The sequence below is a fragment of the Paenibacillus silvae genome (genome assembly GCF_014639235.1).
GTDB lineage: Bacteria > Bacillota > Bacilli > Paenibacillales > Paenibacillaceae > Paenibacillus > Paenibacillus silvae.
This window is the reverse complement of the sequence record NZ_BMFU01000006.1, coordinates 36,265-56,468: the sequence shown is the minus strand read 5'-3', so window position 1 is coordinate 56,468 and position 20,204 is coordinate 36,265. Positions and strand designations below refer to the sequence as shown.

The window sequence follows — 20,204 nt, the reverse complement described above, 5'->3', positions numbered from 1 at the left end:
AGTTCACTCTCCCGCATATAGTTTGACTAGAAGTTTCACACCGCCTGACCGGATATTATGCATTTCGATTCTGGCAGGTTTGTCCGGGTGGGAGTTCAGGGCAAGTCTGCGTGCAACGTTTCGAAGGCCGATGGATTCCGTCATTTCGGATTCCTGCATCATTTCCGTTGCTGTTTCCTGTGGTTGAAGCCAGCCTCGGATTTCACTGAGTTTGTCTTCAGGAATAGCGGGTCCATTGTTGATCAATTCAATTTCAATCCAGTGTTCATTTACGAAGCGGCTGGTGATGGAGATGTAGCCTTTTCCTGGCTGTATATCTGCACCATGTTTAAAGTAATTTTCAATTAACGGCTGCAGTGTCATCCGGGGCATCTGTACAGATAAGGTATCCTCGGCAAATTGCATCTGCACTTCAAGGCGTTCACCGAAGCGTTCCTGCTGAAGCTCCAGATACAACCGGGCATGTTCCGCTTCTTCACGAAGAGTTACACAGGTCTGGTCCCGCATGCTGTAGCGAAGCATTTTGGATAGAGAAGATAGCAGGGTATAAGCTCGTTTTCCTTGCTGCTGCAGCGCCAGTGTACCGATCGACTGCAAGGTGTTGTAGAGAAAATGTGGGTGAATCTGTGCTTGTAACGCTTTGAGCTGATTGGTCTTGTTAGCAAGCTCAAGCTGGTATTCCCGCAAAATAAGGTTATTGACCGTATCCATCATATCCCGAAAATGTCTAGCAAGTACCCCGAATTCATCCCGGCTCGACAGGTGAATATCCACATGCAGGCGACCTGCCTGAATCTGGTTCATATACCGCATCAGCTGTTTGAGCGGACCTGTAATGCGAATGGAAATAAACAAGGTTGCGACGATTACAAGTACAAGCGCTGCAATGGCAATCATGGCATTATTCCAGGTGAGCGAAGTAGCTCTTGCATATAACGTTTCGTTAGGAATCTGTTTCACGATGGTCCAGTCTGCATAGCTGTTTCCGAGCTGCTGATATACATACATCGAATGATCCTGCTCGAAATGCCCCTCTGCAATCCGCGCTTCACCGGTATGAGCCTGACCGTCCCGCAGTGCGTTCGCTGCCACCGATTGCAGATGATTGGCATCACCCGCCCCTTGTACCTCAGTGCGTCCTTGATAGACAATCCGATTCTGCCCATCCACGACATAGATCTGTTCTTTGTCCGGATCATACAGTCTGCTGCAGATTGCAGCAATGCTGTTCATGTTAAGGTCAATAGCCAGCACACCAAGTCGTTCAGGGGAAGGGATGTCCCGAATGATTCGATGCAAGGTTATGACCGTTCTTGGTGAATCATCGGGAGAAGCGGCCTTGAAGCCATAGGTATGGCTCATATGTGCGGATTCCACCCAGATATCGGAGCTTCCTGACCCTGCCTGGCCATGCAGTGAATCGGAATAGGCTTGCTTGCGTCCCTCCCGTTTCGGAAAAGGGCTTGTAATCAAGGTGGACTGGTTGGATGCAAAGGAATGCAGGTAAAGCTGAAATACATCCGGTACAGCGGCCTTGATCGTTTGCAACGTGGTATACACCTCGGCAACAGCCCGGTAATCACCCGGGAGTTTGGCGAGATTGCGCAGGAAGTTAGGGTCATTGTATACGGTGAGCGAGGCTCGTGCCACATTATCAACGTAATTGTTGAGATTTGTCGAAGCCTGATAGATAAGACGTTTGTTCTCTTCCAAGGCCTGTTCCCGCAAGGCTGTCTTGGTTTGGATAAACGTCATGCTGATGGACGTCAGCAGCGGGATAGTGGTTGCAATCAGCATAAAGGCAATCAGCTTGGTGCGGATACTGTAATATTTGGACATCAGTTACACCCCTTCTGGCTGCTCGTCAAGAGAGGACAATATTTTACACCCAACTGTTCACGAGTGTCGGTGTTTCCCTTCACGATTTTGGAGTTTAATAAAAAAAGAGACCAATATCATCCATCTATAGAAGGGGAGAACGATATGAAGCATCGCAAGTCTTCACAGCTGTTACAGCAGCTTGTGTTCGTGGGTCCCTCCGTTGTATTTTTTATTCTCATCATCGTGGTCCCTTTCCTGCTTGGCATGGTGTATTCCTTCACGGACTGGAACGGGGTATCTGCCAGCGTTAACTGGGTAGGGCTTGATAATTTCGTGCATATTTTTGCAAACGATCCCAAGTTTCAGACCGCGTTCTGGTTTACGGTACGCTTTACTGTGGTGGGGGTGCTTCTCACCAATGTGATCGGTTTTTTTCTGGCTTATTTTCTGACCAAACCGCTCAAGACGAGAAATGTGCTGCGTACTATCTTTTTTATGCCTAACGTCATCGGCGGGCTGTTGCTCGGCTTTATCTGGCAGTTCATATTTGTGAAAGGGTTTTCAGCAGTAGGCGACGTGACCGGCTGGTCCTTTTTCAACCTCCCGTGGCTGGGCGATGAACCGACAGCCTTCTGGGGAATTGTGATCGTATTTGTATGGCAGACCGCTGGATATCTGATGGTTATCTACATCTCATCATTGACGAATGTATCCCCTGATCTGCTGGAGGCCGCTGAAATTGATGGAGCCAGCCGCTGGCAGGTGTTACGGAGCATTATTTTACCACTCATTATGCCTGGTGTAACGATCTGTTTGTTCCTGGCGATCTCCTGGTCCTTCAAAATGTTCGATCTCAACCTGTCGCTCACCAAGGGTGGTCCGTTTGGATCAACCGAGTCGGTTGCACTGAACATCTATAACGAAGCCTTTGTTAACAACCGATACGGTATTGGAACCGCGAAAGCATTTATATTCTTTATCATTGTAGCAATCATCACGATGGTTCAGGTACGTGTGACGAAGAGCAAGGAGGTAGAAGCCTGATGGAGACAACGAAAAATTACCGTTTCGGTACTGTGATCACTGAGATTGTCATGGTGCTTATCGGCTTATTGTTCCTGATTCCGTTTTACTTCCTGTTTGTGAACTCGGTCAAAACGTTTGGTGATCTGCTCACCAACTCGGCTGCATGGCCGGAGGCATTCCAATGGGGCAATTATGCTAATGCCTGGGAGAAAATCAGCTTTCCGTCAGCGCTCATCAATTCGCTAATCGTAACGATTGTCAGCAATCTGCTGCTCGTGCTGATCAGCTCTATGGCCGCATACCGCATGGTACGCAGCAATACACGGTTTAACCGGATTCTGTTCGGCTTGTTCATCGCTGCGATGGTGATTCCGTTTCAGTCTATCATGATTCCACTTGTTACGGTAACCAGCAATCTGGGGCTGATCGACAGTCTGGGTGGACTGATCATCTGTTATCTCGGGTTCGGGGCCCCAATGTCGATCTTTCTGTTTCACGGCTTCGTCAAATCGGTTCCTCTGGAGATTGAAGAGGCTGCCCGGGTTGATGGAAGCTCGGTATACGGGGTATTCTTCCGGATTGTTTTCCCGCTGATGAAGCCGATGTATGTAACCGTCATTATTCTGAATACACTCTGGATCTGGAATGACTATCTGCTTCCTTCCCTGATCCTGCAAAGCTCCAATCTGCGCACTATTCCGATCGCAACCTTTGCGCTGTTCGGTCAATATACGAAGCAGTGGGATCTCGCACTGCCGGCTCTGGTGCTGGGCATCATGCCAATCATTATTTTCTTCCTGCTCATGCAGAAGTATATTATCCAGGGTATTACTGCGGGGTCCGTGAAGGGGTGAGTGCGATGGCAGGTCGCTCCGGCATTATGTGTGAGGGAGTGCGATGGCTGGTCGCTCCGGCTTTATGAGCGCTTCTGGTCGCTGTTGCTCCTCGGGGGCCTGAATGTATGAGAGCAAGGAAGCCCCCGAGTATCAAAGGCGAACGCTCCGCTCCTCCAGCGCATCATAAAGCCTCCGCTCCGTGCCACGCACGGAGGTGGCAAAGGGCCCATCTGCCCGCAGGGCTTGGGCAGATGGGCTGGAACAGGGCTCTTAAACATGGGATTACAAATGCAATGTGGACTTATAATCTCATGAAAGAGTATTGCAAAGGAAATCGAAAAAAGCTGGGGATAACTGCTACTCTCAAGGTTGTTCCGTCATGGGAGCGGATTGTGTAACTTCTTAATCTAAGATCAGCTGCGCATGCACACATTGTGTGAATGTGTCGGTTCATCTATATAGTATTAAAGAGAAGAAGAGGACAAAGCATGGGTCATTTGAAGTAAAAGCAGGTCAGAGCAAGAGAGGAAGAACGAGTAAGCGGTTATACTGAAACTACGACAGGGGAGAGTGTATCTATGAAAAGAATGACAAAGTTAACGCTGCTGATGTTAATTGCTTTTTCGGTGATGCTTGCAGGGTGCGGGAATGGTGACAAGAGCGGCAGTCCCGTAAATACAGATGCTCAGAATGGCGGCGGTGAAGCTGCGGCTGGCACCAAAACGATAAAAATTTTCCAATACAAAGTTGAAATTGCTGAAGCACTTAATCGTCTCAAAGCTGAATATGAATCTTCCCATCCAGGCATCAAGCTGGATATTCAGACAGTAGGGGGCGGAAGTGACTATGGTGCAGCGCTCAAAGCCAAGTTTGCGGCAGGCGAACAGCCGGACATTTTCAACGTAGGTGGATACCGTGAACTGGATACCTGGCTTGAATATCTGGAGGACCTGTCCGACGAGCCATGGGTCAAGGATGTACTGGAAGTTGCCAAAGAGCCAATGACCAAGGATGGCAAGCTGTATGGACAGCCGCTCGCGCTGGAAGGGTACGGTTTTATTTATAACAAGGATCTGTTCGCCAAAGCGGGCATTACAGAAATCCCGACAACGCTGGAACAGCTGGATCAAGCGGCGAAGAAGCTTCAGGATGCAGGCATTACACCATTCTCCAACGGTTATCAGGAGTGGTGGGTGCTGGGAAATCACAACGTCAATGTAGCCTTTGCGAATCAGGCGGACCCGGTAAAATTCATTCAAGGACTGAACGAAGGCACAGAGAAGATTCCAGGCAACCCTGTGTTTGATGAATGGCTGAATCTGCTGGACCTGACGCTGAAATACAGCAACAAAAACCCGCTGACGACAGACTACAACACACAGGTAACGCTGTTTGCCAGCGGCGAGGCGGCGATGATGCAGCAGGGGAACTGGACACAGGTGCAGATTGACGGTATCAACCCGGACTTGAATCTGGGCATTCTGCCAATGCCCATCACAAATGAACCTAACGACAAGCTGTTTGTAGGCGTACCTAACAACTGGGTTGTGAACAAAAACTCCCAAGTGAAAACCGAAGCTAAAGCATTTCTGGACTGGCTTGTTACATCCGATATTGGCAAGCAGTATTTGACGAAAGAATTCAAGTTTATCCCGGCATTCAGTTCGATTCAGGCTTCTGAGGAGGAGCTGGGTGATCTGGCGACAGATATCATGAAATACAGTCAGGCCAACAAAACATTAAGCTGGAACTTCAGCCGTTTCCCTGAAGGGGTTCCGCAAGAGTTCGGCAGCACAATTCAGGCATATGTAGCAGGTAAGTCTGACAAAAAGGCATTGCTTGATGGCTTGCAGCAGAACTGGGATAGTTTGAAAAAATAACGACAACATACGTATTCGAAGTCAGTTGCATCTTTTGCAGCTGGCTTTTTTGCTTCCCTGACATTGTACCGGTGTATCTTGAAAATGTGGATAACTGTGCTGCTTTACAGATTTCGAAATACAACTTTTACATCAGCTTGATACTATATGTGGATATCATGTGTGTATATCATCTAAATGTGGACAACTTTTCAGGAAACAGGATGGCGATATATTTTTATCAACAGATATGCTTGCATTTGTTAAAATAGTACTATATAGTTCTAGTTATGAATAACAAAAACGATAGTTCAAATCAAGATTATTCTAAAACGTCCAGACCCAGAGGCTCTAATCCAGTGAACCGCACCAAAGCGGTTGAAGTGGCTGCGCAGCTTTTTCTAAGGCAAGGTTATGCTTACGTCAGTATGGATGAGGTAGTGCGAGTCAGTGGTGTATCCAAATCCAATATCTATTATCATTTTAAAAATAAGGAGGAATTGCTTCAGGCAGTTGTTCAGTTCTGGATTGCCCAATACGAATCAGAGCTATATCTGCTGCTCAGCCAGCGTGAACGGGGCGTGGAGGAACGAATTAACTCCTTCCTGGCACTGCTTTCGGCAGGTATAGAAAGTCGAAACTTTGAAGGGGCATGTCCGTTTGTCACCCTTTATATGCAGGCACCCGATAGTGCCTCCCAAGCGAAGGAAAGCATCTCGATCTTTTTCCGGGAGCTTATACCTATGGTGGAGAAGCTGCTCCAGCAAGGGGTGGAACGCGGAGAATTCCGCAAAGGAGTTGAGCCTGGAGCGGCAGCGGCCCTGTTCGTTGCTGCACTTGAAGGTTCGCTGATCCTAGCCGGAACTTCTCGTAATCTGGGCATTATTGAACAGTCGGCACGAACGTTTTGTCAAATGCTTCGCTAAGCGAGGCTCTTTTTTTAAACTTTTTAGTACTGTTTGGTACTAATATAGATGGTATCATAGGAGTCTAAGACGAAAAATGAAGACCGAACTCAAAACTAAAAAAAGACTAAATAGTGTGGAGGTTTAATAGATGAATCAAACAGCGTTAGCACAAACCGTTCTGCTGATGACAGGCAGCACCGGTTTTATTGGAAGGGAAACCGTCAAACAACTTGTGGAGAAAACAGATATACATATGCTGCTTTTGGTTCGCTCTGAAGAGCGGGCCAGAACCGTACTGGAGAGCTACGGTGTGAGCAGCTTTGAACGGATTACGTTTATCGTAGGCGATTTATCTCTGACAGGTTTGGGGCTTGTTCAAGCGGATCGTGAACGGATCAGGAAGGCGAATGTCATACTTCATGCAGGGGGCACGATGGACATTACACTGGGACGAGAGACAGCGAACAAAATCTTTATGCATGGGGCGAGAGAAATAGCGCAGTTAGCAAAGGATATCCAGGATAACGGAGGATTGCGGCATTTTATTCATGTCGTTGGTTATATGAGTCCTTACGGGCAGGAGGGCGAGCAGCAAGAACAGACAAAGGTGAAACATGCAGACAGCCAAGAGAGTGCGTATGAAGAGATGAAATTTCAAGCGGATGGGTTTATTCGAACGCATGCGCAGACACATGGGTACCCTCTATCTGTCGTAAATCCCAGTACGGTGGTTGGCCCGCGTCCGACGGGTGAGACGGAGCAGACAGGCGGCATTGGATTGCTGATTGGCGCTGTGCAGAGAGGTTTCATGCCGGTTGTACCTGGTGGTTCATCTTACTGGCTGCCGCTCGTGGAGAATGATGTGGTGGCAGAGACACTGGTGTTTTTGACGCAGGATGAGACTCCTCTTGGGGGGACTTACCCGCTGTTGGCACGTAAAGAGGATAGTCCGAACATGAAGGAAATGCTGAATCAGATCACGAAGCAGCTGGATGTGCCCAGACCGGCAGGAGTACTACCGCTATCTTGGATTCAACGCCTTATGAAGCTTGGGGGAAGCCGCATCAGTGGTATTCCCGCACAGTCACTGGCTTTTATTACAGATAGGAGATTTCCGGTACAAGAGACAGAGGTGCTGTTGAAGCGAATGGGGAGAAGCTGGCCTGATATTCGGGAGCAGCTCCCGTTCATTATTGCGGATCTGGACTACCGTCTTCTACCCAAGCACGAAATGAAGGCTTATCCAGACCGCTATACTCGTTCACGATTAGGGAATTTGGCGAGGTTAGGCTGGGAAGGTGAAGGGGAGCCGTGGGTGATTGTGCATGGTTTACTCCAAAGCGCCGATGACTTGCTTCCCTTGGGATCACGGCTGAGGGAACTTACGGGCAATCCCGTCTGGATTGTTGATCTCGCAGGATTTGGTCGCTCACCTGTTCACCAGGAACAAGATGCATTTAACGGTCAGGTGAACGAACTTGTGCATGCTTTGGCAGAAATGCCGGTTCCCATCAAACTTGTTGGTCATTCTGTAGGTGCCGCTGTTGCAGCCGCAGCATTGAAGCGGAGCGGGCGTACCGATATTCGTCTAGCCTTGCTCCAGCCTGCTGCGGACAACGGAGGAGATGCACGTTTAAAACAAATGCTTCGCCTGCCGCGTCGTGTAGGTCGCGCGTTGCTTCGCTCCAGATCTCAGCAGAGTTGGGCACGAATGTTCCGTGAGGGTAGCAGCAGATCAGGTGATAATGACGAGAGCATGGTGACAGGAACAGCCCAGAGGGTACATTCTTATCTTCGCTCACCTCGTATAGCGGGCGCACATCTGGATCTGCTGAGGTGGATTCACTTGGGGCATACCAAGGAGACGGGCAGCTTCTGGGAGAAATACGGAAGTTTCCAGGGAATGGACTATGAACAGGATCAGTTGGTTGTTTGGGCTGACAGGGATCAGGAATATCAATTTCCAGCTGCATTACAAAACGGTTATAAGAAGGTTGATGTGCCGTACGGTCACTATTTTCCAGTATTCCAGTTTGAACAGACAGCGGAAATCCTCGTCGATTGGGCTGGTGGAACACATGTGAATAATATCAGCTAGGAAGTCTGTAATCCAGTACTGTAAGTGAAAGGCTTTCCACAATATGTCCACAGGAGAGGATAAGCAGACGAAAAAAGACAAAGTTTACGTTAGATTTACAAACAAATACACAACATGTCCACATTGAAATTGCGAATATCCACATAAAACAACGTATATATCCACAGATTGTGAGCAATATGTGCACAACTTATCCACAAAATAGGTATAACTCACTCTTTTCATCTGGAAAAAGCAAAATCAAAGCAGGATCTGATGTGTTGTCCACAGAAATTAGAATATATTTCGGCATACGTTGAATCCGGAAACGAAAACGGATTAGAAGTGCGATTCTTGTTGTGGAAAGCCTAAACATTTGCGCCAAAAGTGCCGATACAACATGTAACGACTAATCGTCTCATGACGACAGCCAAAAGTATGTTGAAGATTCTGATTTTACGGAATGAGAGGGTATGGGGACAATTATGAGTGAAGATGTAGTAATGCAATATATTAATTTCTCGGTCGGAGAACAGATTTTTGCACTTCGTATTGATGAGGTGCATGAAATTATCAGAATGGTAGAGGTTACAACGGTTCCTTTTGGCAGTCCCGAGATCAGAGGATTCGCTTCATTGTACGGTAAGGTGGTTTCGGTCGTGAGCCTTCGTGTGCTGCTGGGCATGCCGGAGCAGGAGGATACGCCATCGACACGGATTATCGTTGTTCCCTACAAGAACGGGTTTGTGCCTTTGATTGTGGATATGGTGGATTCGGTGGTGACGTATGATCGTTTTGAGGAGCCTGCTGAGGAGCATCGCCGTTTCATGATTGGTGTGTTTGATAAAATCGGTTTCTGTGCAGATCACCGCGCGGGTATTCTGAATCTGGATGTGCTGCTGGGCAGTCTGATCAGATCTTAATCATTAATAAAAAAATATAGCGGCAGCTTCGGCTGCTTAATCGTTTCATCTTAATAACGAAATGTTCCTTATCCGTTTTCTGGATCAGGGGCATTTTTTTATGCAGCAAAAGAGTGATATCTGCATTTTTTAAGTGTAAAGGTTTTTAAATCCGTTCATTTTCGTATATGATGGAGAGTAACAATGCGAAGGGATGACGGGAGACTGTAATGATGCAATCGCTGTATGGAGTATGGCTTGGAGACGTATTTTTTTGTTTTTCCGGTGAGACATCGGAACCGCGTGTAGATGCTTGGAGCCACGTGGTGAGAAGGCTGCAATTCGGCGACGAGGGTCGTCTGTTTCAGCCTGCCGCGCTGCGTCTTGCAGAGCTGCGCTGGCCGAATCCGCTTCGGAATGTGGCAGAAGCCAAAAATACGAAACGGCGGCAGCTGCTTGGTCGCACTCTGGAAGGGCTCGCGGTTTCCCCGAAGGATGCCTTCAGGCTGCTGCTGCAGTGGGACGATCAGATGTTGCATGCAGCCGGAATTCAAGCCGGAGAAGAGATGCGTTATTGGGTTAAGGCAGCACAGTTCACTCAGGAACTGCTGCTCCGCGGAGCGATCGCTCCAGCGGCTGCGTTTGCGGCCAAGACCGGTGCAAGACGCAGAACGGGACAGGAGACTTTAACAGGTGTATGGCGCCCGAGACTGCAGCTCGAAGAGGATCAGGAGCGTTTTAGAAGTCTTGCAGAGTCCATGCCGCCAATTGCATTATCTGCTCCGGGAGCATATGCCTCCACGGAGCCAGAGACACGTGAGGAAGCGGCTGGGGCGGTCTTATTTTCATTTATGAGTGGAATCATTCATGCGGTGGTGACAAGTGAACTGGAGAGCATGGATAGCGCGCTGTCTCGTTATCGGACAGCGTTCCGACGTGGCTCATCACCTGTGTCAGAGCTTTGGTGGAATAGCCTGATCTCGATGTTTCGCCCTGTCACCGTGCAGGGACCGACCGAGGAAATGGCAGACTTCGTGGATACACTTCATGAAGCAGGGGGAACGAGGATGCCTGCATTTGGTATCGAAGAGACTCCGCCCGTGGAAGGCAAATTCAAGCTGGTACTGCGTCTGGAACCGCCGCTGGGAGAGCAGGATTCAATCTGGGGTATCAGCTTCTGGGTTGATAGTGATCAGGAGTCTGGACTTAGACTGCCTGCGCGAAGCATATGGGCACACCCGGAGCGTGACCTGGACCGGGGCAAGGTGCTCTATATGTCCGCAGCCGAGCAGCTGCTAATGGCCATCGGTCAAGCGTCGGAGCTGGCCCCGGAACTGGAGACCGCATTACTGCATGCGCGTCCTGAGGCAATACAGCTGGAGCAGCAGAGCTTTTTTGAATTTCTGACCCATGCGGTTCCCAAGCTGCAGAAGGCGGGCATAACGGTGCTGATGCCTTCAAGATGGAGCCGTGCCGGGAAACGCCGTGCGGGTCTGCGATTGCAGATGATGAATGGTTCGCCGGAGCGTCAGCCAGGTGCTGGTTCTGCGCTGGGCATGGAGCAGCTGGTTGCTTTTACAGCAGAGCCGATGCTGGATGGCAAGCCGATTACGGCGGAGGAACTGGCTGCACTGGCTGAATCAACCGTTCCTTATGTGATGTTCCGCGGGGAATGGATCGAGGTAGACACGAAAGAGATTCGCCAAGTGCTTCGTTATATGAAAAAAGAAGAGGAGCAGTATATGCCGCTTTCCGAGTGGCTGCATCTTGCTGCAGATGAAGGAGAAGATTCCATCTGGAAAGGCATGTCCGTTTTCGGAGCGGAATCGGAAGGCATGCTTGCTTTTCTGTTGGATGGGCAGGTGCTTCGCAGCATTGAGCCGCGATCTGTGCCAGCAGAGCTGCACGGTGAACTGCGCCCGTATCAGGAACGCGGATTTCAGTGGTTATCCGCTATGGGTGAGCTTGGGTTCGGCGTGTGTCTCGCTGATGATATGGGTCTTGGGAAGACGATCCAGGTTATTACCTGCCTGCTGGATCGCAAGCAGGAGGAACGGCAGGCTGCACTGATTGAAGCGCAAGAGACACAAGGATTCAATGAGGCATCCGCAGATCAGACTGCAGAGCGAGAATGGATAGCTGAGAGAACGGAGAGCAAAGTGTCCGGGCTGCACCAATTGTCCAAATCCGGCGACTCCCATGCGGCCCTCAAGGCGACTGTTTCACAGAGAGCTGATGTTATTCCAGCGGAACAATGGCCTGCTCTGATTGTCTGCCCTACATCGCTGCTTGGAAACTGGCAGCGGGAGCTGAAGCGCTTTGCGCCAAACCTGTCCCTGTACATTCATCACGGCGGACAGCGGCTGCACGGGGATGCGTTCCAGGAAGAAGCCCGGAAGCATGACATTGTGCTCACCACGTATCATCTGGCTGGCCGTGACGGTCCCGATCTGGCCTTACTACACTGGTCAACGGTGGTGCTAGATGAGGCGCAGTACATTAAAAATTATCGAACAAAGCAGGCGCAGAGTGTAATGCGGCTGTCTACTTCACATCGTATTGCAATGACAGGAACGCCGGTGGAGAACCGGCTGAGTGAGCTTTGGTCGATTTTTCAATTTCTCAATCCGGGATATCTCGGCACATCATCATCCTTTCGCCAGCGTTATACAGGCTTGGGCCCCTCAGAAGAAAGTGCGGCCTCGCTGCGAGAGCTGCATCGTCTGGTATCCCCGTTTATGCTGCGCAGGCTGAAGAGTGACCCGGATATCCGCAAGGATCTGCCCGAGAAGCTGGAGCTGAAATCCTACTGCTCCCTCACGCCGGAGCAGGCGATCCTGTACCAGCGTGTGGTGGATGAGCTGATGGGCGGGCTGGATGGCCGCAATGGCATCGCACGCAAGGGCATTGTGTTATCCTCTCTCACCAAGCTGAAGCAGATCTGTGACCATCCTGTGCTGGCAGACAGCAGTCGGAAGGACCATGGCAAGACAGAGGCATCCGGCAAGATGGAGCGGTTGCTGGAATTGCTGGATGCCATTCGGGATAATGGAGAATCGGCACTTGTATTTACTCAGTATGTGTCCATGGGAGAGCTGCTCGTTTCCAGACTGGCCCGGCGTTATGAGGAGGAGCCTTATTTCCTGCACGGCGGTGTTTCCAAAGCCCAGCGGGATGAGATGGTGGAGACGTTCCAGAAGGGTGAAGGCCCGTCGATGTTTGTTCTGTCGCTGCGTGCTGGCGGGGTTGGCCTGAATCTGACACGGGCAAGTCATGTCATTCACTATGACCGCTGGTGGAATCCGGCGGTGGAGAATCAGGCAACAGACCGTGTATTCCGCATCGGGCAGAATCGCAACGTACAGGTACACAAGTTGATCTGCCAAGGGACTTTGGAGGAACGGATTGATGAATTGATCGAGAGCAAGAAAGCTCTCTCCGAGCAGGTTGTCGGATCGGGAGAGAACTGGCTGACCGAGATGTCGGATGACGAGCTGCGCAGCCTGATCTCCCTGCAGGGGGAGACGTGGCTGTAACACGGGCCATCAAAGCAGAGGTGTACCGAGGTACAAGGAACAGTCCAGGTATGGGTATGGATATAGAGACAGGTATAAGCCTGGAAGTTGTACAGTGACCATAAGGAAAGCTCGGATGAGCAACGTAGAAAGGGGCATGATGATGAGCGAAAAATGGAAAATAGAGCTGCATATGTCCCCCGGGGTGTGGACAGCAGAGGTGGATACATCGGCGGATCGGGCAGCGTCTGCCCCCGAAACTGCCGATGCCTTCCAGACCGGAACCGCCGACTCTGGCGTGTTCACGGTCACCGGCGCGCTGCCGCAGCTCAGCGAGGCGCAGCGCGAGGCCGTGCTGGCGCAGCTGCGCCAGCGCCCGCTAGCGCTGTACGCCCTGCTGCGCGGCGGCCCGGCACCGGCGGAGCTCGCCGGGCTGCTGCCCGCGCCTGCTGGCGCACAGAGCGCCGCCGTGCCCGGCGCTGCTGCGCCCGCGGCATGCACCTGCCGCCGCGCGGGCTGCGCGCATGCCGCCGCGGCGGAGCGCGCCGTTGCCGCGCGCCTCGCGGCCGAGCCGCTGCTGAAGCTGACGCACGCCGGCCTGCCGCGCGAAGCGCTGCTCGCCGGCGTGCTGGGATCATGGGCAGCGGAGCTTGCCCATGATCCCAGCGGCGCGGGCCGTGCCGCGGAGACGGCGGGCCGCCCGCAGGCGCGGGCTGGCGAAGGCGGCGCAGCCGTCGGCGAGTGGATCGCCGAGGCTGCCGCAGACGGCGCCATGCACCAGCCGGGGCCGGGCTTCGGCGCCGTGCAGGTGCGGCTCGCGCAGCCGGGCAAGCCGCCTGCGCTGCCCGAGCTGACCGCGCTGCTGCCAGGGGTGCCGGCAGCAGCGGGTCTGGATCTGATCCGCGAGCGCGTGGCAGCGCGGATGTGGCAGGCTGTCCAGAAGCGCAAGGACAGCCCGGCCGCCAAATAAATGCAATATGCCAATACAGCGGGGGTGATCGCAGATCGCCCCTGCTTGTTCTGGTTAACCGCATGAACAGACCTGTGCAGCCAAGTAAGATGTGCCTTACGCAAGCTGCCCGGATTTTCTTTTTCCAAACGGTGAATTGATGTGTTCATCTATTGAAAATGAAAGAAAACAAGCCTACAGGCTGTATTCAGGGTATACACTTGCGCAGAGCCTGGGAGATCACTGTCTTTGCTGGTGGAGGTTTGTACGCAATTAAGGTATACTGTCGCAGTGAACACTGTCGGATTGTGTGAAAATGAAACAGCAATAATCCGCTCGAATACTACGTTGATGGGAGTTTTACGATGAAATCAGGAACAGGAAGACAGCGCAGGATTGTGGTTCTGCTGTCCTCACTTATGATATGTGGGGCTTTGCTGGCTGCGTGCCAGAACGGCTCCGGTTCAAACGATAATGCAAACGCAAACGGACCCTCAAGCACGGAGCAGGGAGCCGATGGCACCACCGTTCATCTAACCGACGAATCTGGCTCGGATGGCAAGGGTGGAGCGGAAGGAGATCAGACGTCCAAGCCGGGCAGTGATGAAGGCACAGACCTAGGCTCGGACTCTGCATCCGCTGGAGAGGAACAGGGCTCCTCGAGCAATGGTAATGGGGAGGCGGCATCAGAAGATCCGCTGCTGGAGAAGCGCAGCATCAGTGCGCTGCAGACTACGGTAGATGCCCAGTCGGTTGTGACTAACGCGCAGGCAATGACGGTCATCGTCAACAAGCAGCGCAGTCTGCCGGAGGGATATGAGCCGAGTGATCTGGTTGAGCCTGACGTACCGTTCTCCTTCGAGGGACCGCATGAGAAGCGGCATATGCGCAAGGAAGCGGCTGAAGCGCTGGAGAAGCTGTTTGCCGGTGCCAAGGCAGACGGGATTGAGCTTCGTGCCGTGTCCGGTTATCGGTCCTACAAACGTCAGGTCGCCATCTACAACAACAATGTCAAAACCAAGGGAGAAGAGTACGCTTCCCGCGTCAGTGCCGTCCCCGGCCGAAGTGAGCATCAGACAGGACTTGCGATAGATGTGTCCAGTCCAAGTGTAGGTAATGTGCTGGAAGAGGTGTTTGGCTCGTCCAAAGAAGGCAAATGGCTGGATGAGCATGCTGCCGAGTATGGCTTTGTTATCCGTTATCCGAAAGGCCAGGAGAGCAAGACGGGTTACGTATATGAGCCTTGGCATATTCGCTATGTCGGCACAGATATTGCACCAGATGTCGTGAAGAGTGGTTTGACGCTGGAAGATTACTTTGACGAGGCTAATATTAAACTGTAATAGACGTGTCTCAATACTCATATCCCCTGAACATTCGACTATACTCAAGGTAAAAGTGAGCTGTTCAGGGGATGTTTATGTTTAATCATATTTAACGGAAAAATTAATTTATTTTGTTGATAGCGCTGCAGACAGCCTGATATAATTCATCTTTAATCTATATAAGTTGAACTAAAGAATGTACACAATCCACTCCAATATGCTCATCAATCCAGGCACATTAGGGCGTGTCTTGAAACCTACTGAAGTGCATGTTTTACTGCCTTTTCGCCCCCTACTGCGTCACTTTCCCTTGACGTGCCCCGGCACGCCTGCGGAAAACTTCCTTGCTTGGAACGAAAATTCAGCAAAATTGGCTTCCTTCAGAGTTTTCAGACACGCCCTAGTCAAATATCGTGCATCGCTCATGGCAAGTGCAAGTCTGCTACCCTCTACTGCGAGCGCTAACGATCAGGAGAAGCCTTATTTCGGCATATTTGGGCTTTGGAAAATTCTAACGATCCCCAGAGACGCTATTGTGCTGAAACCAGCTTGATCAGGCTCCTTTTTCAGGATTTTGAATGGAATAAGCTTCCTGGAGATCGTTAGCATTCAAATGTCCCCGATTCAGGGGAAATAAGCTCTATGGGGATCGTTAGCCTTCCCTCTTCGACTTAATGAGCCTGCCAAGGCTGATATCTTGCCCCATTACAGCGATATTTGACGATTATGGATCGTTAAGTGGCATAATGTCGTTTCTTTAGTTCAATTTATCCAAGAACCAGACTACATAACAAAGCGAGGCGTGAAGAATGAGCAGACAGCAGGTATTTACCGGCTCCCCTTGGGAACCGCTGGTGGGGTATTGCCGTGCAATCCGTGTTGGGAACCGGGTTGAGGTTGCTGGAACAACAGCAATGCAGGAGGGTGTTGTCGTTGGAGCGGGTGATCCTTACGTGCAGACCAAGTTTATTTTGCAGACGATTGAAAAAGCGCTGAATGAGCTGGGCGCCAGCTTGAACGATGTTGTCAGAACTCGTATGTTCGTCACAGATATTACGCGGTGGGAAGAAGTGGGGAAGGCACATGGAGAATTTTTTGGGCAAATTCAACCCGTGGCTACCATGGTCGAAGTGAACGCGCTTATTGATCCCTTGCTTATGGTCGAGATTGAGGCTGAAGCCATTATTGATACAGAGTGATATGAGACATGCCTTTTGAATATGAGAGATCATCTAGAAGTTTAAAAACGAACAAAAGACCTTACCCTCCTTGTCCGATGACAGGAGAGTAAGGTTTTTTATTCCATACAATAATCGCTTGCCCTGCGCTGGTTATATTGTCTTACTCCGCTTTAGGCTGAACCGTTGGAAGCTCTACTACCACTCTCCAGGCTGTGCCGATTGGAGGGAGACTGCGAGTCAGCATCGGACTGTAATAGCCGATGACCTTGGCGCCTTTGGTCAGCTGCTCTGCGTCTACCGCTTCACCATTTTGGTCCAGCAGCGAGGTATCTTTGTTGATATTTAGAACGACATGGTCAGGAGCAGTTTCAGTTAAGCGTGTACCGGTAATCTCAATCTGGGACACCGTACCCTCTTTTATATTTACATTTTCAATTGTGCCTGATGTTCCAAAAAGTTCTTTGGGCTGTGCTGTTAGTTCAGCAGCCGTATCCAGTACCGTCACTTTATACGTTGGTGTCTGTGGCGGCAGACTGCGAGTAGTCATCAGAGAATGCTCAGCCTCCACAACCATGCCGATGGACAGATCGGCAAGTGTAAGCTCTTTACCCTCCGCAGAAAGCAATTGACTGTCTTTGCTCAGATTCAGCACGATTCCATCCTGATTTGCACCGCCAATCTGAATTGACGGGTACTTCTCCTGGTTGGAGATGCGTGTAATTACACCTCGCTCGGTAACCGTCTTCACCTCTTCTTCACTCGTGATACTCACCTGATTCCCGGTTGTAGTCAATTGAGCGTGAAGTATCTTTTCTGCAAATACAGCAGGCACATAAAGTGTTCCATCCTTGATCTCGGGAGCTGTGCCAAGCGTGAGCAGCATTTTATTCACGGAATAACGGTCCTTGCCTGTAAAAACCTGAGTCCAAAGTGCATCACGAGTCAGCTCAGCTGACTTGTCCGCCTTGTTCCATTGCAGCTCGATTCCGAGTGCTTCGGTCAGGGCGCGCAGCGGAATCATCGCTGTCTGGTTATCCTTGCTCCAGTACCCGTCAGCTACAGCCGTGCCATTAATGGACACTTGAACCGTTCCAGCCAAGCTGCTGCTGGTAGAAACGATGCTTTGCTTCTCAGGCGGTGCTGTGTTATCCAGTGATGCAGCATAAGCGGCTCCCCCGCTCAGCGCCATGGAAAGGGCCATCACGGTGCTTACTTTTTTCATGTTGTTTTTCATTAGGATCATCCCTTCTCATCTGCGTTGTGTCACGGTAAACTCTTATACAGAGGTCCGTATCTCATGATTACTGACGGGATACCTCGTCTCGAAGTTGCAGCTGAAAGTAATAAATGTAACCGAGGCATGTCGGTTTTCATTTGTTGCAATGCGATAAAATCAGGTTATCGGCAGCGGGGACAGGTTAATTTTATGGTGAAACGGATTTGCGTACTATGGATTGGATTCATACTTCAGATGTGAGGGAGGATACAAAACGATGAGTGATATGTTGGTTGCGCTGTATCGTTTACCGGAGCAGGATAGCGGATTGGAGAGGCTAAAGGCGAACTCCATTGTCATCCGCAGAGCGATTGCTCCGGAGAAGCAGCAGGTGCTGGACTGGGTGAGGTCCCATTTTAGCCAGCCCTGGGTGGATGAATGTGATGTTGCTTTTGCACGTCAGCCCGTAACTTGTTATATTGCGCTCGAACATGGGAAAATGATTGGTTTTGCCTGTTATGAAGCGACCTGCCGCAATTTCTTTGGTCCGACAGGAGTGAGTCCGAGTGCCCGAGGTAAGGGCGTAGGAACTGCTTTGCTATTGGCCTGCATGCACGCCATGAGAGCAGACGGATACGGTTATGCCATTATCGGATCGGCTGGGCCATTGGACTTCTACAAACGAACGCTGGGCGCGGTGGAGATTGAAAATTCAACACCGGGTATTTATGAAGGCATGCTGCGGGCAGAATAAACGTTAATAAAGATCTGAAAGAGGAAGTCGTTAATGGAGTTTTGGTAAAAGGAGGCAGGACGAAGATGAGCAACAGGCAAATGCTGCACATCGGTATGATCGGTACAGGTTCCATCTCGGATCTTCATATGAGGTATTATGCCAAAAATGAGGATGCGGTCATCTATGCCATCTGTGATCTGAATGAAGAGAGAGCTAAGGCCGCTGCAGAGAAATATAATGCTCAGTGCGTGTACACCAACTATCGTGAGATGCTGAATGACCCACATGTGGATGCCGTCAGTATCTGTACATGGAATAACACCCATGCAGAATTTGCTATTGCTGCACTGGAGGCAGGCAAGCATGTCCTGCTGGAGAAACCGGTCGCTACGAATGTAGAGGACGCATTGCGAATTGAGGAAGCTGTGAAGAAGAGCGGACGTACGTTTGTGGTCGGTTTTGTACGCCGTTACGATAACAACATGCAGATGCTGCGCAGATTTATTGATGCCGGGGAGTTTGGCGAGCTGTATTATGCGAAAGCGTCCATCCTGAGGCGTCTGGGTAATCCGGGTGGCTGGTTCGCAGATAAAGCCCGTTCGGGCGGCGGTCCGTTGATTGATCTGGGTGTACATATCATCGACCAATGCTGGTATCTGATGGGCAGACCGAAGCCAGTGTCGGTCAGCGGCAATACGTATCGAAAGCTCGGCAATCGTGCGAATATTGACCATCTTTCATTTTATAAAGCGGCGGATTACAGCGCAGCCATCAACAACGTGGAAGATATGGCAAATGCCCTGATCCGCTTTGAGAATGGGGCATCACTGGCGGTGGATGTGAGCTTCACCCTGCATGCCCGAGAAGATGAGTCCTATGTTAGGCTATACGGTGAGCGTGGCGGCTTCGAACTGGAACCCAGAACACTGATCATCACCGAGAAACATGACACGATCATGAACATTGAACCCCAGACGGACCACCCCGGTCTGGACATTCACGGTGCATTCCAGAATCAGATCGACCACTTTGTTGAATGCTGCCTGAATAGTACGCCGCCCATCAGTCCCATTGCAGATGGTGTGACCTCCACCCGCATGCTGTGTGCGATTTACGAGTCTGCCGAGAAAGGGCAGGAGATCAGGCTGGATTAATAGCAGAACGCTACAATTAATCGGTTATTTAAACGTAAGATTATTAACGCGTAATGCCGGAAATCCAATGAGCAAATACCCTCCTTCTAAAAGTTCTCTTTTCAGAAGGAGGGTTGTTGATCGTGTCTTCGAATCTAAAGGCCCGACAGAACTTGTTCATGTCAGGTAATAATGCTTATTTCTCGCATAACGCTCATTTATTCATGGGTGAATTCTCATATCCCGGGTCATCGTAGTCAGTATTCTGCAGCTTGGGGAGCACATTCATACGATCTATGGCTTGTCTGGTCTCAGGAGTGCCGTGATCGTAGAGAAAGGTGTACAGCATCATCACGCCGTCCGTAAGCCGCTCATTCCCCTCATCATGATCTGCCGATTTGTAAGGCACCGGTGCCCGCTGCAGCGAATAGTCGTCTCCCTTTTCCAACACTTTCATCAAGTCCTGTAACGTAGCCAACTGTCCGTCATCCACTATGACTTCAAACGGTGTAGATTCGTTCCTCGTCTGCTCAATAAGGTTATGAGTTACCGATACATACAGATGCTGTTTACTGTCCTGCATAATTCAACCCCCCATTTCATTATTAGAAAACTCCGTTAACACAGTTCATTAAAAAAAGATCCTTTTGCTGTTAAATTGAAAATAAAAGACCGCTACCCTGTTGAATTGGAAAAAAGACGCTTCTACTGTTAATAAAC

Annotated in this window: 15 protein-coding genes; 12 read left to right on the top strand and 3 right to left on the bottom strand. The window is 50.4% G+C overall.

Features of this window, described 5'->3' with window-relative positions:
* Nucleotides 1-3 precede the first annotated feature (3 nt).
* Complete coding sequence (locus IEW26_RS19610) at nt 4-1,839, bottom strand: cache domain-containing sensor histidine kinase (protein WP_188593556.1); 1,836 nt, start codon at nt 1,837-1,839, stop codon at nt 4-6.
* A gap of 144 nt (nt 1,840-1,983) precedes the next feature.
* Here IEW26_RS19610 and IEW26_RS19605 point away from each other — a divergent pair, with 144 nt between their 5' ends.
* The 10 genes from IEW26_RS19605 to IEW26_RS19560 all read left to right on the top strand — a co-directional run bounded on the left by IEW26_RS19605 (nt 1,984) and on the right by IEW26_RS19560 (nt 16,417).
* Nucleotides 1,984-2,865, top strand: a complete 882-nt coding sequence (locus IEW26_RS19605; protein WP_111269203.1) for a carbohydrate ABC transporter permease — start codon at nt 1,984-1,986, stop codon at nt 2,863-2,865.
* Nucleotides 2,865-3,701 carry a carbohydrate ABC transporter permease gene (locus IEW26_RS19600; RefSeq protein ID WP_111269202.1) on the top strand — a complete coding sequence of 279 codons (837 nt, stop codon included), beginning with the start codon at nt 2,865-2,867 and terminating at the stop codon, nt 3,699-3,701. The genes IEW26_RS19605 and IEW26_RS19600 overlap by 1 nt, the downstream gene beginning before the upstream one ends.
* Before the next feature lie 560 nt (nt 3,702-4,261).
* Nucleotides 4,262-5,563 carry an ABC transporter substrate-binding protein gene (locus IEW26_RS19595; protein WP_188593555.1) on the top strand — a complete coding sequence of 434 codons (1,302 nt, stop codon included), beginning with the start codon at nt 4,262-4,264 and terminating at the stop codon, nt 5,561-5,563.
* A 338-nt stretch (nt 5,564-5,901) separates the two neighbouring features.
* Nucleotides 5,902-6,468 carry a TetR/AcrR family transcriptional regulator gene (locus tag IEW26_RS19590; protein ID WP_188593554.1) on the top strand — a complete coding sequence of 189 codons (567 nt, stop codon included), beginning with the start codon at nt 5,902-5,904 and terminating at the stop codon, nt 6,466-6,468.
* 130 nt (nt 6,469-6,598) lie between these two features.
* A complete protein-coding gene (locus tag IEW26_RS19585; protein ID WP_188593553.1) occupies nt 6,599-8,548 on the top strand; it encodes an alpha/beta fold hydrolase in 1,950 nt (649 codons plus the stop codon).
* A gap of 464 nt (nt 8,549-9,012) precedes the next feature.
* Entirely contained in the window at nt 9,013-9,450 is a 438-nt protein-coding gene (locus IEW26_RS19580; RefSeq protein WP_186323150.1) for a chemotaxis protein CheW, read from the top strand.
* 212 nt (nt 9,451-9,662) lie between these two features.
* Nucleotides 9,663-12,965 (top strand): DEAD/DEAH box helicase, encoded by a 3,303-nt coding sequence (locus tag IEW26_RS19575; RefSeq protein ID WP_188593708.1) that lies wholly within the window; start codon nt 9,663-9,665, stop codon nt 12,963-12,965.
* A 115-nt stretch (nt 12,966-13,080) separates the two neighbouring features.
* Nucleotides 13,081-13,914, top strand: a complete 834-nt coding sequence (locus tag IEW26_RS19570; RefSeq protein ID WP_188593552.1) for a hypothetical protein — start codon at nt 13,081-13,083, stop codon at nt 13,912-13,914.
* A 344-nt stretch (nt 13,915-14,258) separates the two neighbouring features.
* On the top strand, nt 14,259-15,236 hold the full coding sequence (locus tag IEW26_RS19565; protein ID WP_188593551.1) for a M15 family metallopeptidase: 978 nt from the start codon (nt 14,259-14,261) through the stop codon (nt 15,234-15,236).
* Nucleotides 15,237-16,027: 791 nt separating this feature from the next.
* On the top strand, nt 16,028-16,417 hold the full coding sequence (locus IEW26_RS19560) for a RidA family protein (RefSeq protein WP_188593550.1): 390 nt from the start codon (nt 16,028-16,030) through the stop codon (nt 16,415-16,417).
* A 142-nt stretch (nt 16,418-16,559) separates the two neighbouring features.
* On the opposite strand, the gene IEW26_RS19555 is transcribed toward IEW26_RS19560, so the two are convergent.
* Entirely contained in the window at nt 16,560-17,633 is a 1,074-nt protein-coding gene (locus IEW26_RS19555) for a copper amine oxidase N-terminal domain-containing protein (RefSeq protein WP_188593549.1), read from the bottom strand.
* 259 nt (nt 17,634-17,892) lie between these two features.
* Here IEW26_RS19555 and IEW26_RS19550 point away from each other — a divergent pair, with 259 nt between their 5' ends.
* Both IEW26_RS19550 and IEW26_RS19545 read left to right on the top strand, forming a co-directional pair.
* Nucleotides 17,893-18,369, top strand: a complete 477-nt coding sequence (locus IEW26_RS19550; protein ID WP_188593548.1) for a GNAT family N-acetyltransferase — start codon at nt 17,893-17,895, stop codon at nt 18,367-18,369.
* A 65-nt stretch (nt 18,370-18,434) separates the two neighbouring features.
* Nucleotides 18,435-19,505, top strand: coding sequence for a Gfo/Idh/MocA family protein (locus IEW26_RS19545; RefSeq protein ID WP_188593547.1), 1,071 nt, complete (start codon nt 18,435-18,437; stop codon nt 19,503-19,505).
* Between the two features lie 193 nt (nt 19,506-19,698).
* On the opposite strand, the gene IEW26_RS19540 is transcribed toward IEW26_RS19545, so the two are convergent.
* Complete coding sequence (locus tag IEW26_RS19540; protein ID WP_188593546.1) at nt 19,699-20,067, bottom strand: hypothetical protein; 369 nt, start codon at nt 20,065-20,067, stop codon at nt 19,699-19,701.
* Nucleotides 20,068-20,204: the final 137 nt, after the last annotated feature.

What these genes read in the sequence shown, in the direction of transcription:
- IEW26_RS19610 (WP_188593556.1), bottom strand. Translation starts at nt 1,839, where the DNA reads ATGTCCAAATATTACAGTATCCGCACCAAGCTGATTGCCTTTATGCTG.
- IEW26_RS19605 (WP_111269203.1), top strand. Translation starts at nt 1,984, where the DNA reads ATGAAGCATCGCAAGTCTTCACAGCTGTTACAGCAGCTTGTGTTCGTG.
- IEW26_RS19600 (WP_111269202.1), top strand. Translation starts at nt 2,865, where the DNA reads ATGGAGACAACGAAAAATTACCGTTTCGGTACTGTGATCACTGAGATT.
- IEW26_RS19595 (WP_188593555.1), top strand. Translation starts at nt 4,262, where the DNA reads ATGAAAAGAATGACAAAGTTAACGCTGCTGATGTTAATTGCTTTTTCG.
- IEW26_RS19585 (WP_188593553.1), top strand. Translation starts at nt 6,599, where the DNA reads ATGAATCAAACAGCGTTAGCACAAACCGTTCTGCTGATGACAGGCAGC.
- IEW26_RS19580 (WP_186323150.1), top strand. Translation starts at nt 9,013, where the DNA reads ATGAGTGAAGATGTAGTAATGCAATATATTAATTTCTCGGTCGGAGAA.
- IEW26_RS19575 (WP_188593708.1), top strand. Translation starts at nt 9,663, where the DNA reads ATGCAATCGCTGTATGGAGTATGGCTTGGAGACGTATTTTTTTGTTTT.
- IEW26_RS19570 (WP_188593552.1), top strand. Translation starts at nt 13,081, where the DNA reads ATGAGCAACGTAGAAAGGGGCATGATGATGAGCGAAAAATGGAAAATA.
- IEW26_RS19565 (WP_188593551.1), top strand. Translation starts at nt 14,259, where the DNA reads ATGAAATCAGGAACAGGAAGACAGCGCAGGATTGTGGTTCTGCTGTCC.
- IEW26_RS19560 (WP_188593550.1), top strand. Translation starts at nt 16,028, where the DNA reads ATGAGCAGACAGCAGGTATTTACCGGCTCCCCTTGGGAACCGCTGGTG.
- IEW26_RS19555 (WP_188593549.1), bottom strand. Translation starts at nt 17,633, where the DNA reads ATGAAAAACAACATGAAAAAAGTAAGCACCGTGATGGCCCTTTCCATG.
- IEW26_RS19550 (WP_188593548.1), top strand. Translation starts at nt 17,893, where the DNA reads ATGAGTGATATGTTGGTTGCGCTGTATCGTTTACCGGAGCAGGATAGC.
- IEW26_RS19545 (WP_188593547.1), top strand. Translation starts at nt 18,435, where the DNA reads ATGAGCAACAGGCAAATGCTGCACATCGGTATGATCGGTACAGGTTCC.
- IEW26_RS19540 (WP_188593546.1), bottom strand. Translation starts at nt 20,067, where the DNA reads ATGCAGGACAGTAAACAGCATCTGTATGTATCGGTAACTCATAACCTT.